Below are 14,456 nucleotides of genomic sequence, written 5' to 3'. Positions count from 1 at the left end.
TTCTGAAGAATGAGAAATGGCACGAATTTATTTGTGCCATTTCATCATATTAAACGAGGTTAGTTGGCTGCTGCGAAGCTGATGTCAGTGCCTTTTTCACGGAAAGATTGCTGAGTGAAATAGCGCTTATCTTCCCAACGCAGCATAGTCAGCACGCCTCCCCAGCAACAGCCGGTATCCAGCGCGTAAATACCTTCCGGAGCCCCTTTCCCTTCCAGCGATGCCCAGTGACCAAACGCAATGGAATAATCGGGATCAACCAACCGAGGCAAATCAAACCAAGGTTTTAGCGGTGATGGAGCATTCTCTGGCGTATCTTTGCAGATCATGTCCAACTGACCATTAGGGAAGCAGTACCGCATGCGGGTTAGCGCATTAGTGCTAAAACGCAGACGAGCCAGACCAGATAGCTCTTGGCTCCAATTGTTTGGCATATCGCCGTACATGGCATCCAGAAATAGTGGATAGCTGTCGCTACTCAGCACCGCTTCGACTTCGCGGGCGCAGGTTTGGGCGGTTTCAATATCCCACTGTGGCGTGATTCCCGCGTGAGCCATCACCAGTTTCAATTCCTCATCGACCTGAAGCACCGGCTGGCGGCGTAACCAGTTAATCAGTTCATCGGCGTCTGGTGCTTCCAGCAGCGGAGTGATGCGATCCTTGGGCTTATTGCGGCTAATGCCAGCATAAACTGCTAGTAAGTGCAGGTCGTGGTTGCCTAGCACCATACGTGCGGCGGGGCCCAGTGAGCGAACATAGCGCAGAACATCTAAAGATGCGGGGCCACGGGCGACCAAATCACCGGTTAACCAAAGTGTGTCTTGCTGAGGATTAAACTCAACTTGCGCCAATAGGGCGCGTAGTTCATCGATACAGCCGTGAACATCGCCAATCAGGTAGGTAGACATATTTTATGGGGCCGGATTAGTGGATCAGCGTCGGGATAGCCAAACGGAAGACGGGAATTGCTGTACGGAATGCCTGGCCGAGGTGATCCACCATTTCGTAGTGCCCTTCCATGGTACCCAGCGGCGTTTCTAGTACCGCGCCGCTGGTATATTGGAATTCATTACCCGGAAGAATCAGCGGTTGCTCACCGATAACGCCTTCACCTTGAACTTCGGTCTGACGACCGTTGCTATTGGTGATCAGCCAGTAACGACCAACCAGCTGAACGGTTGAACGTCCCAGATTGCGAATAGTGACGGTATAGGCGAAGACAAAGCGTTCTTCATCAGGTATCGATTGGGTTTCCACATAGATACTTTGTACCTGCACACACACACGGGGCCGTTCAATCATGGCGAACTCCTGTTATTCCTGCGGTGTCGATTGCGCCGAAAGCCAGTTAGCCAGCTTACAGTATTGTGCCACAGAAATGTTTTCTGCACGCAGCGTCGGATTGACACCTAATTCGGTTAATTGCTCAGGCGTAAACAAATCCCCTAAGCTATTACGTACGGTTTTCCTGCGCTGGTTAAAGGCTTGCGTAGTAATGCGGCTCAGCATACGCACATCCCCAACCGGGTTAGGCATGTTCACATGAGGAACCAGACGTACCACGGCAGAGTCTACTTTTGGTGCTGGGGTGAAGGCCGTTGGCGGCACTTCAAGAACCGGTATCACGTTGCAATAATATTGCGCCATGACTGTTAAGCGACCATAAGCCTTGCTGTTTGGGCCAGCAACCAAGCGGTTTACCACTTCTTTCTGCAACATAAAATGCATGTCGCGAATAGCCTGAGTATAGCTGAACAGGTGGAACATTAACGGGGTGGAAATGTTGTACGGCAGGTTACCAAACACGCGTAATGGCTGACCCGCCTGTTCTGCCAGCTCGGCAAAATCAATCTTCATGGCATCTTGCTGGTGGATCGTCAGCTTATCTTTTAGCTGCGGATGGCTGGCTAAACGTGCGGCGAGATCGCGATCCAGCTCGATTACGGTCATGTGATCCATTCGTGCAGCCACAGGCTCGGTTAACGCGCCTAAGCCGGGCCCGATTTCAACTACCGCTTCCCCTGGAACAGGGTGGATCGCAGAAACAATACTATCGATGACAAACTGATCGTTTAAAAAGTTTTGTCCAAAGCGTTTGCGGGCAAAGTGCCCTTGGTGGACTCTATTATTCATTGCTGTTATTTATCATTTTAATGGCTAAATTTAATGCCGTTTTGAAGCTGCCAACGTCGGCAGTGCCGGTAGCGGCAAGTTCCAAAGCGGTTCCGTGGTCCACTGATGTGCGGATAAAAGGCAGACCGAGGGTAATATTTACCGCTCGTCCAAAGCCCTGGTATTTTAACACCGGTAGCCCCTGATCGTGATACATGGCTAAAACTGCATCGGCATGTTGTAAATATTTGGGCTGGAATAGGGTATCCGCCGGCAACGGGCCAATCAAGGTCATGCCTTGCTGACGCAGCTCGTCTAGCGTGGGAATAATGATATCCAGTTCTTCACGACCCATATGACCGCCTTCGCCTGCGTGTGGATTTAACCCACAAACATAAATATGCGGCTGAAGGATGCCAAATTTGGTTTTGAGATCCCGATCGAGAATAGTGATAACTTCGTGCAGGTTATCACGAGTTATTGCGCGAGAAACCTCGGACAACGGTAAATGCGTTGTAGCCAGAGCGACGCGTAGCTCTTCGGTTGCCAGCATCATAACGACTTTTTGGCACTGGCTACGCTCGGCAAAAAACTCAGTATGTCCAGTGAAAGGGACGCCAGCATCATTAATAATGCTTTTTTGTACCGGACCGGTGACCAGAGCCGCGAATTCACCCCGCAAGCACCCATCGCAGGCCTGAGCCAGCGTTTCTACCACGTAGGCGCTGTTGCTAACCGAAGGAACACCTGCGGTGACCGGAGCGGCGGCAACGGGCAGGACAGTTAACGTACCGGCCCGCTGGGGATGAGCAGTTTCATCGGGTTGATATTCCTGCAATTGCAGAGGGAGCCCTAATTGCTCTGCCCGTTCAAGCAGCAAGGCCGGATCGGCGCACACGACCAACTCAACAGGCCAGTCCTGCTGAGCCAGAGAGATCACCAGATCCGGCCCAACCCCGGCAGGTTCGCCGGGGGTAATGACAATGCGGTTATTTTTGAGCATCGCTACCATCAAGAATCTTCACATAAGAAGCGGCACGTTGCTCCTGCATCCAGGTTTGCGCTTCTTCAGAGAATTTACGGTTAAACAGCATGCGGTAGGCACGATCTTTCTGCGCCGCATCGGTTTTGTCTACCTGACGGGTATCAACTACCTGAATCAAATGCCAGCCGAAAGATGAATGAACCGGCGCACTGATCTCGCCTTTTTTCAGTTTCATCAATGCATCACGGAAGGCTGGATCGTAGATATCGGGAGAAGCCCAACCCAGATCGCCACCTTGAACCGCTGAGCCAGGATCTTCAGAAAGTCGCTTGGCTTCATCGGCAAAGGTTGTCTTGCCGCTTTTAATATCATTCGCCGCTGCCTGTAATTTTGCACGCGCCTGATCGTCGGTCATCACAACGGATGGTTTAAGCAAAATATGGCGAGCGTGCACTTCTGTAACCGACACGCTTTGATTTGTGCCGCGAATATCATTCACTTTCAGAATATGGAAACCGACGCCGGAGCGAATCGGACCAACGACCTGACCTTTGCTGGCCGTTTGCAGTCTTTCAGCAAATAGCGTTGGCAATTCCTGTAGCTTGCCCCAACCCATCTGGCCGCCTTTCAATGCCTGGGAGTCGGCAGAGTTTGCGATAGCCAACTTGCCAAAATCTGCGCCATTTTTGAGTTCAGCGACCAGATTTTTTGCCAAGTCTTCAGCGGCATCAACCTGCTGCTGGGATGGATTTTCCGGTAGCGGAATTAAAATGTGGCTCAGGTTTAATTCAGCGTCATCGCCGGTCTGGGCTGCGATCTGTTTAGCCAGTGATTCGACTTCCTGCGGTAAAATAGTGACGCGACGGCGAACTTCGTTATTTCGCACTTCGGAGGTCAGCATTTCTTTGCGAATCTGGGCGCGATAAGTGTTGTAATCTAGCCCTTCAGCGGCCAGACGGCTGCGCATTTGTGCCGTTGTCATACGGTTTTGCGCTGCAATATCAGCAATGGCTTTATCCAGCGCCTCATCGGAAACAGTAATCCCCATTTTCTGCGCCATCTGCAATTGGATATTATCCATAATCAGGCGTTCCAGAATCTGGTGGCGCAATGTGGCTTCGTCAGGAATTTGCTGACCAGCCTGTTGCGCATTGAGTTTGACCGACTGTAACAAACCGTCGACGTCACTCTGCAAGACCACACCGTTATTAACCACGGCGGCCACTTTATCAACTTCTTGTGGTGCTGCGAACGCGGTATTGGCACCGATCACCAATCCGAGAATAAGCGTTCTCCAGTTCTTCATACCTTTTCCATTATGTAATCCGCAGTAGCGGGTTTAAATTCACTGAATTCAGTGTGTTACTCAGTATCCGAATGCGCTTTGGTAAGGCAGGATACCAGAGCGTAACATCTGTTGGGTACCCAAACTGTGGTTGCTGCTTAAACCACGTAACTCTATGTTAAACGAGACTTTGTTATCATATTTACTGGTATTGTCCAGCGTGTTCCAGCCGTTGATTTTACGCTCATAGCCCAGATTAATCGCCCAACAGCAGGTATTGTACTGTACCCCAACCAGTTGGCTAGCCGGTTGATTAGCTTTGGTATCGTAATAGTATGACCCGACGATAGCCCAACGGTCTGCCAATGGTAAACTGGCCACAGCACCCACTTGAGAAATACCTTCCTGATAGCCCTGGCTTCTCACATTAGGTACCGCCGCCTGAATATATTCAGGGCTGGCGTAGCGGTAGTTCAACTGAAGCACCGTTTCAGCATTATGGCGATATTCCATCACCGTATTACCCTGAGTCAGACTTCCTAAGCGGGTATCGTACTGCGCTCCGCCTCTAAAGCCCCACTTATCGGTAATTTTCCAATAGGTGTCCCCGGCCCATACTAGGCTACCGGTATCATTGCTGTTGTCGATATTGGCTGAGTTTTTATTATTATCACCGGTTCTGGAAGGGGTGAAATAATAGATTTGACCTAAGGAAACGTTAAAACGTTCAACCAGCCCATCATCATAAATGCGAGAAGTTAAACCGGTAGCGATCTGATTGGCAGATGCGATGCGATCCAACCCGCCATAAGTGCGGTCACGGAACAGGCCGGTATAGTCAGTTTGCAGCAGAGTGGTATCGTAAAGATAGATGTTATCTTGGTTACGATAAGGCACATATAAATATTGGGCGCGTGGCTCTAAAGTCTGCGTATAGCCTTCGGCCCAATCCATCTGGCGGTCAAATACCACTTTCCCGTCGACTTTAAACTGCGGCAGAACGCGATTGACTGAATCTTGCAGTTCTGGAGCAACACCACCGTTATTCGCCAAAAAACCAGTGGGAATATCTTGCTGATAATGGGTTGCCATCAGCTTGACTTCGGTATTCAGACTCGCCCAATCGTTCGCCAGTGGCAGATTGATAGATGGCTCAATATGGTAACGGTCCGCCTTCGGATTATTTGGGTTGACGCTGGTAAATTTAACCGCTTGCCCATACACCCGCATATCGAACGGGCCTATATCGTTTTTGTAATAATTGAGATCCAACTGCGGTTGGGCACGGTAGGCATTAGCATTACCGGCATCAGTAAAGACCTGGAATTGCTTGGAAGCCAAAGTGGCATTCCAGTTTTCCTGCGCATAGCCTACGCTAAAAATCTGCGTGGCATAACCGTCAGTACTGGAACCATATTGTGACGTCAGGTCTGAGAAATAGCGGGAGTCACTAACTTTGGTATAGTCAATGTTAAAGCGCCATACCTGATCCATTACGCCGGAGTGACCCCAGTAGTAAAGCCAACGAGCTTTATCTTTATTGGCTTCGCTCAAACTGGCGTATTCGCGATCGCTTGGCAGCCAGTCGAGTGCCATGGTGCCAGCGCCGGGGGCGAGCAGATAACGGAATTCGTTTTGCCACTGTGTGCCACGTTTTTCCATATAGTGCGCAGTTATTGTGGCATCAAAGTTTGGTGCGATGTTCCAGTAATACGGCAGCATGAATTCGAAGCCAGTATTAGTCGAGTAACGCGCATTCGGGATCAGGAAACCGGAGCGGCGTTTATCGCCAACGGGCAATTGCATATACGGGCTATAGAAAACCGGTACCGGCCCGATTTTAAAGCGCGCATTCCAGATCTCGGCGACTTGTTCTTCGCGATCATGGATCACTTCGCTACCCACTACGCTCCAGCTATTATCACCGGGCAGGCACGAGGTAAAAGTACCGTTTTCCAGAATGGTATAGCGATTTTGACCGCGCAATTTCATCAGATCGGCATCACCGCGACCCTGACGTCCTACCATTTGGTAGTCGCCTTTATCCATATTGGTGTCTTTGGTGTTCAGATTTGACCAGGCTTTTGGCCCTTTCAGAATAATCTGCGGATCGTCGTAATTGACATCACCTATAGCGGTCACCGTTCGCACCGGAATCGGCTGGCCGGGTTCCTGCGTCTGGTGTAACTGAACCTCATTGGCCGTTAGGGTGCTGTTACCCTGCTGGACATTCACGTTACCAGTGAAAATCGCACTGTGGGGATAATTGCCTTCGGTCTTATCCGCCTGGATATGCACCGGAAGCTGGTTGGTATCACCCGTTACCAGTGGTTTGTCATAGGTAGGAACGCCGAACATGCATTGTTCAGCGAGGTCGGCCAGCGATTGCTGACTATAGAGTGCCGTCCATATCAACGTGGCCAGCAGTGTTGGGAATCTTTTTTTCATACGCGCTTTTGGTGTTCCGTCATCAGGGGCATCGTGCCGGCAAACGGTCTGAGACTATCTCACTCATCAGAGTTGCGCTAGTGTTAAATCCGGCCGCTTACACGTCTCGCCGTTAGGCACAGAGCTAAATGCCGAGTATGATAATGCAAAATTTGACTGACGGCATGATGAATTGAGGAGTATATGCAGTATTGGGGAAAACTGCTCGGTCTGATATTGGGATTGATGTCCGGTATTGGTTTCTGGGGTGTAGTACTGGGGTTGATCGTCGGCCATATGGTAGATAAGGCGCGAACCGCGCGACGCCGCGGCTTTTTCGTCGATCAGCAAACGCGACAATCACTGTTTTTTCGCACCACATTTCAGGTCATGGGGCACCTGGCTAAAGCCAAAGGACGCGTAACTGAAGTCGATATTCAGCTTGCCAGTCAGTTGATGGATCGTATGCAATTACATGGAAATGCCCGTACAGCGGCGCAACAGGCGTTCCGTGAAGGTAAGCAAAGCGACTTCCCATTGAGGGAAAAACTGCGTGAATTGCGCAGCGTTTGCTTCGGTCGTTTCGATCTTATTAGGATGTTTCTGGAAATTCAGTTACAGGCCGCTTTTGCCGATGGTTCGCTCCATCCGAATGAACGGCAGGTACTGTATGTGATTGCCGATGAGCTAGGGATTTCCCGTAGCCAGTTCGATCAGTTTCTTCGCATGATAGAAGGTGGTCGTCAGTTTGGTGGGCAGGGGGGTTACTCTCAAGGGGGCTATCAGCAGGCGCCTCAAGGTCCAACGCTGGCTGATGCTTGTAAAGTGCTCGGCGTTAATCCGAGCGATGATGCCGTTGCCATCAAGCGCGCGTATCGCAAATTGATGAGTGAACATCATCCGGATAAATTGGTCGCTAAGGGCCTTCCGCCGGAAATGATGGAAATGGCTAAGCAGAAAGCGCAGGAAATTCAGTCCGCTTATGATTTGATTAAGCGAGAAAAGGGATTTAAATAAGTTTAGATTTTTATTGAGATGCTTATCGATAAAAATTGCAGTCGCTACTTTGGTGCCATTTCATTCGATTTTAAGGAAGGCAGGACGCCTTCCTTAATCATTCATCAAACGGGATACTCACTGTACTCTACCGTTGCTTATCACTTAAAAATCGGCTTCACTACGGAAATGCATAGGAGTGCTGAATTCTGGATGGGTGATACATAATTCCTGAGCATGTAGCTGTAAGCGCGGAGCCATCGCCTTGGCCTCTGGATGGGCGTAGAAGCCGTCGCCGAGGATTGGGTGCCCCATCGCCAGCATATGTACTCGTAATTGGTGTGAACGGCCGGTGATGGGCGATAATTTCACCCGCGTACTGCCGTCTGCATCTCGGGACAGCACCAGATACTCGGTTTGTGCAGATTTACCGGTTTCATAACACACTTTTTGCTTCGGCCGATTAGGCCAGTCGCAAATCAGCGGCAAATCAATAACCCCTTCGTCCTGTGCCAGATGTCCCCAAACGCGTGCAATATAAGATTTTTTCGGCTCACGTTCGCGAAATTGACGCTTCAGTTCGCGTTCGGCGATTTTGGTGAGTGCCACGACAATCACGCCGCTGGTCGCCATATCCAGACGATGAACGGATTCCGCCGTCGGAAAATCAGCCTGAATACGCGTCATTACGCTATCTTTGTTTTCCGGTGCCCGTCCGGGTACCGAAAGCAACCCGCTCGGTTTGTTAACCACCATAATATGCTGATCCTGATACAAAATATGCAGCCAGGGATCGCGTGGGGGGTTATAGGGTTCCATGTTCAATCAGTTACCACCTTGCTGCAATTCGACGTTTTCGATATTGCATATGAGTCTGGATAAAAGAGCCGGAGATTCCCGGCTCTTTCTTACACAAAAGTGTTACTGGTGAGTGACCACAACCAGACGGATTGCGTCAAGACGCCAGCCAGCCTGATTCAGGTTCTCCAGCACCATTTTGCGGTTATGCTCCAGCGCTTCCAGTTCGTCATCACGAATATTCGGGTTAACGGCTTTCAACGCTTCCAAACGTGCCAGTTCTGCACTCAGCTTTTCATCGGCTTCTTGCTTGGCGGTTTCGATCAGCGCTTTCGCCTGTTCTTCTACCAGAGCTTCCGCCTGTTGCAGCATGCCGTGAACCTCTTGCTGAACCGCGTTCACCAGCTTGCTGGACGTGTGGCGATTGACGGCATTCAACTGGCGGTTAAAACTTTCAAACTCAACCTGAGCGGCCAGATTAGTGCCTTTGCGATCCATCAGCATACGTACCGGTGTCGGTGGCAGGAAGCGGGTCAGTTGCAGATGCTTAGGTGCCTGAGCTTCTACCACATAAACCAACTCTGCCAGTAGAGTACCTACTGGTAATGCTTTGTTTTTCAACAGAGAAACGGCACAGCTTCCGGTGTCACCGGACAAAATCAAATCCAGGCCGTTGCGAATGATCGGGTGTTCCCAGGACACAAACTGTGCGTCTTCACGGGATAATGCCTGATCGCGATCGAACGTCACGGTGCAGCCATCCTGCGGCAGGCCAGGGAAATCCGGTACCAACATGTGGTCTGATGGCGTTAATACGATCAGGTTATCGCTGCGGTCTTCCTGATTGATGCCGACAATATCAAACAGGTTCAGCGCAAAGCTAACTAGATTGATGTCGTTATCCTGATTGGCGATAGCCTCGGCCAGTTCCTGACCGTGTTCACCGCCGTTGGAATGCATTTCTAGCAGACGATCACGACCCTGTTCCAGTTGCTGCTTCAGTTTGTCGTGTTGCTGACGGCAGGTATGGATAAATTCGTCCAAACCTTCCTGTTCGGCTGGCGTGGCCAGATAGCCGATCAATTCTTGATAGGCGCTGTCATAAATGGTTCGGCCTGTCGGGCAAGTATGTTCGAAGGCATCCAGACCTTCGTGATACCAGCGCACCAAAATCGCCTGTGCAGTATTTTCCAGGTAAGGCACCATGATTTGAATTTCACGGTTCTGACCAATACGATCCAGACGTCCGATTCGCTGTTCCAGCAGATCCGGGTTAAACGGTAAATCGAACATCACCAGCTGGCAGGCAAACTGGAAGTTGCGCCCTTCGGAGCCGATTTCTGAACACAGCAGCACCTGTGCGCCGTCTTCTTCTGAGGCAAAATAAGCCGCGGCGCGGTCCCGCTCAATCAGTGATAAACCTTCATGGAACACGGCGGCGCGAATCGCTTCACGTTCACGTAAGACCTGCTCCAGTTGCAGCGCGGTAGCGGCCTGAGCGCAGATAACCAGCACTTTTTCATCGCGGTTGGCGATCAGGTAGTTCAGCAACCATTCAACGCGAGGGTCAAAGTTCCACCAGGTGGCATTATCCCCTTCAAATTCCTGATAAATCTGCTCGGGGTAAAGCATATCTTTGGCGCGAGCTTCCAGAGATTTTTTCGCACCCATAATCCCAGAGACTTTGATCGCTGTCTGATACTGGGTTGGCAATGGCAGTTTAATTTCGTGCAGTACGCGATGTGGGAAACCTTTCACGCCGTTACGGGTGTTACGGAACAGAACCCGGCTGGTACCGTGGCGATCCATCAGCATGTCGACTAGCTGGCGGCGAGCCGCTTCGCTGTCTTCTCCGTCGCTGTTTGCCGCTTTCAGCAGCGGTTCGATATCCTGCTCGGCAATCATTTCACCCAGCATATTCAGCTTGTCGTCCGCCAGACGTTCGCCGCCCAGCAGTAGCGTCACTGCGTCGGCGATAGGACGATATTGCTGTTGTTCGCTGACAAATTCTTCGTAATCGTGGAAGCGATCCGGATCCAGCAGGCGCAAACGGGCAAAGTGGCTCTGTTGGCCCAATTGCTCAGGCGTTGCGGTTAGCAGCAGTACGCCAGGGATATTTTCCGCCAGTTGTTCAATAACCTGATATTCGCGGCTCGGGGCTTCTTCGCTCCAAGCCAGATGGTGGGCTTCATCCACCACTAACAAATCCCAGGATGCGTCGGCCAGTTGCTCTAAGCGCTGCTTGTTACGACGCACGAAATCTAATGAGCAGATAACCAACTGTTCAGTTTCAAATGGGTTGCTGCTGTCTTGCATCGCTTCGGAATAACGACTGTCGTCAAACAGTGAGAAGCGTAGGTTAAAACGGCGCAGCATCTCAACCAGCCATTGGTGTTGCAGGCTTTCCGGCACCACGATCAGCACGCGCTCAGCGCGACCAGCCAATAATTGCTGATGGATAATCATCCCGGCTTCAATGGTTTTACCCAAACCCACTTCATCGGCCAAGAGTACGCGTGGAGCGTGACGCTGGCCGACTTCGTATGCGATATGCAACTGATGAGGAATCAGGCTGGCGCGAACGCCGCGCAGACCGCTCCACGGTAAACGGAACTGCTCGCTTTGGTATTTACGAGCGCGGAAACGCAGGGCAAAACGATCCATCCGATCGATCTGACCGGCGAACAAGCGATCTTGCGGCTTGCTGAAGGTGAGCTTGCTATCCAGCAGCACTTCACGCATTGCAACACCGGTTTCCTCGGTATCCAAACGGGTGCCGATATAGGTAATCAATCCGTTTTCGTGGGTGACTTCTTCCACTTTCATTTGCCAGCCTTCGTGGCTGCTGATGGTATCACCGGGGTTGAACATCACGCGGGTGATTGGAGAGTCATTTCTGGCATAGAGGCGGTTTTCACCGGTTGCAGGGAACAGCAAGGTGACCATGCGTACGTCGATGGCTACGACAGTACCCAGTCCAAGTTCGCTTTCTGTATCGCTGATCCAGCGTTGACCAAGTGTAAAAGGCATAAATTATCGGCTCGATTTTTGGTTGGGCAGTGGTTTGTTTAACTAGTCTGTGCGTTTGATAAGGTTGGTTTTATTCACTATAAATTTAATTTTATTGTCGACGAATGGCACCAACCCTTATCAACTAACTGGCAATAGTTTACCGTCCGCGCAGGCTGGAGGCCTAAGAATCTGCCTGAAAAAACGTGACAACCGGTGTGACGCTGGCGGCAGAGTCCGTTTGCACGGATAAATAACGACATTGTGATTGATGCGCGATTTGGCAAGGGCGCTATGGTAATGGAAGGCGCGCCCGTCGTCACCTGTAAAACCACGGAAAAGTGATTAAAAAAGTCCCATCTGACCAGTAATCAATGTCGTAAAATCATCCTGTAGAAAGGGTAGTATAGCCTCGGCTACAGGTTGTAGCTGGCGGGTGAGGTAATGATCGTAATCAATGGGGGAATGACGAATCTCCAGCGGCTCCGGGCCAGACGTGGTCATCACATAGCTGATCCAGCCGCCGTTTTGGTATTGCAAAGGGCGTCCTTGCTGACGATTAAACTCATCGGCCAGACGAGCTGCACGGGCATGGGGTGGCACATTGCGCTGATAATCATCCAGCTTTCTTCGTAGTCGTTTCCGATAAACCAGCAGATGATCCAGCTCGCCGTTCAGGGTTTTCGCCACGTAATCGCGAATGTAGTCCTGATAGGGTTGCTGTTGGAATATGCGTTGATAAAGCTCCTGCTGAAATGTCTGAGCCAGCGGCGTCCAATCGGTGCGCACGGTTTCTAACCCTTTGTACACCATACGATCGCCTTCCGGCGTGGTGACCAATCCTGCATAACGTTTTTTACTGCCTTGCTCTGCGCCGCGGATGGTGGGCATCAAAAAGCGGCGATAGTGAGTTTCAAACTCCAGTTCTAATGCGCAGGACAGGCCGAACGTCTCCTGCAAATGTCGCTGCCACCATGCGTTCACGTATTCCACCAAGGCTTTGCCAATCTGGCTGGCTTGTTCATCGTTATGGGCGTGTTTCAGCCAGACAAAGGTGGAGTCGGTGTCGCCGTAAATGACCTGATAACCGCGATCTTCGATTAATTCACGAGTTTGGCGCATGATCTCGTGACCACGCAGCGTGATCGAAGAGGCCAGCCGAGGATCGAAGAAACGGCAGCCGCTAGAACCCAATACGCCGTAAAACGCATTCATAATGATTTTCAACGCTTGAGATAACGGCTTATTTTGCTGTTGTTTCGCGGCTTCGCGGCCTTGCCAGATTTGTTTAACAATGGCGGGCAGGCAGTGTTTCTCGCGAGAAAACCAGGCATTGCGAAAACCGGGCACTGAATGCGTTAGCGTTGGCTGATGCATTCCTTCGACTAAGCCAACAGGATCTATCAGGAAAGTTCGAATAATCGACGGGTACAGGCTTTTGTAGTCCAGCACCAGCACCGAGTCGTACAAACCGGGCTGAGAATCCATCACGAAGCCGCCGGGGCTATGTTCTTCCGGTAATTCTCCTAAATTTGGCGCGACATAACCGGTTCGGTGCATGCGCGGCAAATACAAATGAGTAAAGGCCGCGACCGACCCGCCGCTGCGATCGGCGGCCAGACCGGTTACGCTGGCTCTTTCCAGTAAGAAGCTGAGCAACTCGGTTTTGGCAAAAATCCGCGTCACCAGCTCGCAGTCTTTCAAGTTATAGCGCGCTAGCGCAGGCTTATCCTCAGCAAAGCGACGATTGATTTCATCCATTCGTTGATAGGGGGAGTCGCTATCTTTGCCTTCGCCCAGCAAGGTTTGCGCGACGGATTCCAGACTGAAAGAGGAAAAATTCCAGGTGGCTGATTTAAGCGCTTCAATGCCGTCGATAATCAGCCGTCCAGCGGCAGACGCAAAGAAGTGCCCCTGTTTAAAACCGTGCTCACGCCATTCCAGTGGGTTACCGCCACGACCAAAACGTAGTGGAATCTGATAACGATCCGCATGTTTTTGCAGTATCCGCAGATCAAATTGCACCAGATTCCAGCCGATAATGGCATCGGGATCGTATTGTTCCAGCCATTGATTCAGTTTTTCCAGTAGCTGCGGGCGGCTGGCAACGTATTCCAGATTGAAATCCAGCGGTTGCTCATCACCATTTTGCGGCCCCAGCATATAAACTTGACGTTGGCCACAACCTTCCAGCCCGATACTGTATAGCTCACCGCGCTCACTGGTTTCTATATCCAGAGACAGTAGTTTTATTGGTGGGCGATAAGCTTCGGCCGGTTTCATTCGGGTGGACAATAACGTGCCGTTTTTATCCGGCTGACCGCTAAACCACACCGGTGCGGTAATAAAGCGCTCCATCAGGTAGCGTTCCGGTGGGCGAATATCCGCTTCGTAGACATTCACGCCGCCTTCTTTCAGCAGTTTTTCCAGCCGCATCAGCTGACGATGTTGTTGACAATACAGCCCTAAAACCGGGCGACGGTGAAAATCCATCAGGGAAAGCGGTCGTAACTGATAGCGGCGCTCATCCAGCAGGATTTGTTCTGCCAACGGCGCCTGCTCTGCGGGAATAAAGGCCACGGAAGGCTGAGGCGGCAGCCGAACCAACTGCGGCCCATTATCGGTTGCCAACCAGAATTCAACTTCAGTGCCTGCTGCTGTATCTCGCCAATGACGGGTGAGCAGGAAACCTTGGCGCGCTTGATCCACCGGATTACCTTTAATGAATGCTACCTTTAATTAGTGATGCTATGAATGAGTGTTAACTGATGTGTCTTTTAGTATGGGTTTTTATACAGTCATTGTCTATTTGAATGGTTGCCAGACAGCTTCCGTATGTTTCCA

10 protein-coding genes are annotated in these 14,456 nt (G+C 50.9%); 1 reads left to right on the top strand and 9 read right to left on the bottom strand.

Annotated features, from left to right (window positions below; translation table 11 throughout):
* Positions 1-59: 59 nt before the first annotated feature.
* The 6 genes from apaH to lptD are packed head-to-tail and all read right to left on the bottom strand — an operon-like array spanning position 60 to position 6,830.
* Positions 60-908 carry a bis(5'-nucleosyl)-tetraphosphatase (symmetrical) ApaH gene (apaH, locus tag AD970_RS11375; RefSeq protein WP_049598896.1) on the bottom strand — a complete coding sequence of 283 codons (849 nt, stop codon included), beginning with the start codon at positions 906-908 and terminating at the stop codon, positions 60-62.
* Positions 909-924: 16 nt separating this feature from the next.
* The gene (gene apaG, locus AD970_RS11370; RefSeq protein ID WP_049598893.1) at positions 925-1,302 is read right to left on the bottom strand and encodes a Co2+/Mg2+ efflux protein ApaG; all 378 of its coding nucleotides are present in this window, start codon (positions 1,300-1,302) and stop codon (positions 925-927) included.
* Positions 1,303-1,314: 12 nt separating this feature from the next.
* Positions 1,315-2,133: a 16S rRNA (adenine(1518)-N(6)/adenine(1519)-N(6))-dimethyltransferase RsmA gene (gene rsmA / locus AD970_RS11365; RefSeq protein WP_049598890.1), complete on the bottom strand. Its 819-nt coding sequence runs from the start codon at positions 2,131-2,133 to the stop codon at positions 1,315-1,317.
* Positions 2,126-3,115 (bottom strand): 4-hydroxythreonine-4-phosphate dehydrogenase PdxA, encoded by a 990-nt coding sequence (pdxA, locus tag AD970_RS11360; protein WP_049599111.1) that lies wholly within the window; start codon positions 3,113-3,115, stop codon positions 2,126-2,128. The genes rsmA and pdxA overlap by 8 nt, the downstream gene beginning before the upstream one ends.
* The gene (surA, locus tag AD970_RS11355) at positions 3,102-4,403 is read right to left on the bottom strand and encodes a peptidylprolyl isomerase SurA (RefSeq protein WP_049598887.1); all 1,302 of its coding nucleotides are present in this window, start codon (positions 4,401-4,403) and stop codon (positions 3,102-3,104) included. The genes pdxA and surA overlap by 14 nt, the downstream gene beginning before the upstream one ends.
* Positions 4,404-4,463: 60 nt before the next feature.
* Positions 4,464-6,830 (bottom strand): LPS assembly protein LptD, encoded by a 2,367-nt coding sequence (gene lptD, locus AD970_RS11350; RefSeq protein ID WP_049598883.1) that lies wholly within the window; start codon positions 6,828-6,830, stop codon positions 4,464-4,466.
* Between the two features lie 183 nt (positions 6,831-7,013).
* Between lptD and djlA the strand changes: the two genes are divergently transcribed.
* Positions 7,014-7,826, top strand: a complete 813-nt coding sequence (gene djlA, locus AD970_RS11345; protein WP_049598880.1) for a co-chaperone DjlA — start codon at positions 7,014-7,016, stop codon at positions 7,824-7,826.
* A gap of 144 nt (positions 7,827-7,970) precedes the next feature.
* Here djlA and rluA read toward each other — a convergent pair whose 3' ends face one another.
* The 3 genes from rluA to AD970_RS11330 form a co-directional block, all read right to left on the bottom strand.
* Positions 7,971-8,624, bottom strand: coding sequence for a bifunctional tRNA pseudouridine(32) synthase/23S rRNA pseudouridine(746) synthase RluA (gene rluA, locus AD970_RS11340; RefSeq protein WP_049598877.1), 654 nt, complete (start codon positions 8,622-8,624; stop codon positions 7,971-7,973).
* Positions 8,625-8,726: 102 nt separating this feature from the next.
* Entirely contained in the window at positions 8,727-11,633 is a 2,907-nt protein-coding gene (rapA, locus tag AD970_RS11335; protein ID WP_049598874.1) for an RNA polymerase-associated protein RapA, read from the bottom strand.
* 324 nt (positions 11,634-11,957) lie between these two features.
* Entirely contained in the window at positions 11,958-14,321 is a 2,364-nt protein-coding gene (locus AD970_RS11330; protein ID WP_049598871.1) for a DNA polymerase II, read from the bottom strand.
* Between the last annotated feature and the right edge of the window lie 135 nt (positions 14,322-14,456).

Origin of the sequence: Yersinia nurmii, assembly GCF_001112925.1 — a bacterium.
In the GTDB taxonomy this organism is placed as follows: Bacteria; Pseudomonadota; Gammaproteobacteria; order Enterobacterales; family Enterobacteriaceae; genus Yersinia; species Yersinia nurmii.
This window is presented reverse-complemented; position numbering and strand designations above follow the sequence as displayed.

Bases quoted from the DNA above. Each gene is read 5' to 3' on its own strand.
- rsmA (WP_049598890.1), bottom strand. From the start codon at position 2,133: ATGAATAATAGAGTCCACCAAGGGCACTTTGCCCGCAAACGCTTTGGA.
- apaG (WP_049598893.1), bottom strand. From the start codon at position 1,302: ATGATTGAACGGCCCCGTGTGTGTGTGCAGGTACAAAGTATCTATGTG.
- rluA (WP_049598877.1), bottom strand. From the start codon at position 8,624: ATGGAACCCTATAACCCCCCACGCGATCCCTGGCTGCATATTTTGTAT.
- lptD (WP_049598883.1), bottom strand. From the start codon at position 6,830: ATGAAAAAAAGATTCCCAACACTGCTGGCCACGTTGATATGGACGGCA.
- pdxA (WP_049599111.1), bottom strand. From the start codon at position 3,115: ATGCTCAAAAATAACCGCATTGTCATTACCCCCGGCGAACCTGCCGGG.
- surA (WP_049598887.1), bottom strand. From the start codon at position 4,403: ATGAAGAACTGGAGAACGCTTATTCTCGGATTGGTGATCGGTGCCAAT.
- djlA (WP_049598880.1), top strand. From the start codon at position 7,014: ATGCAGTATTGGGGAAAACTGCTCGGTCTGATATTGGGATTGATGTCC.
- rapA (WP_049598874.1), bottom strand. From the start codon at position 11,633: ATGCCTTTTACACTTGGTCAACGCTGGATCAGCGATACAGAAAGCGAA.
- apaH (WP_049598896.1), bottom strand. From the start codon at position 908: ATGTCTACCTACCTGATTGGCGATGTTCACGGCTGTATCGATGAACTA.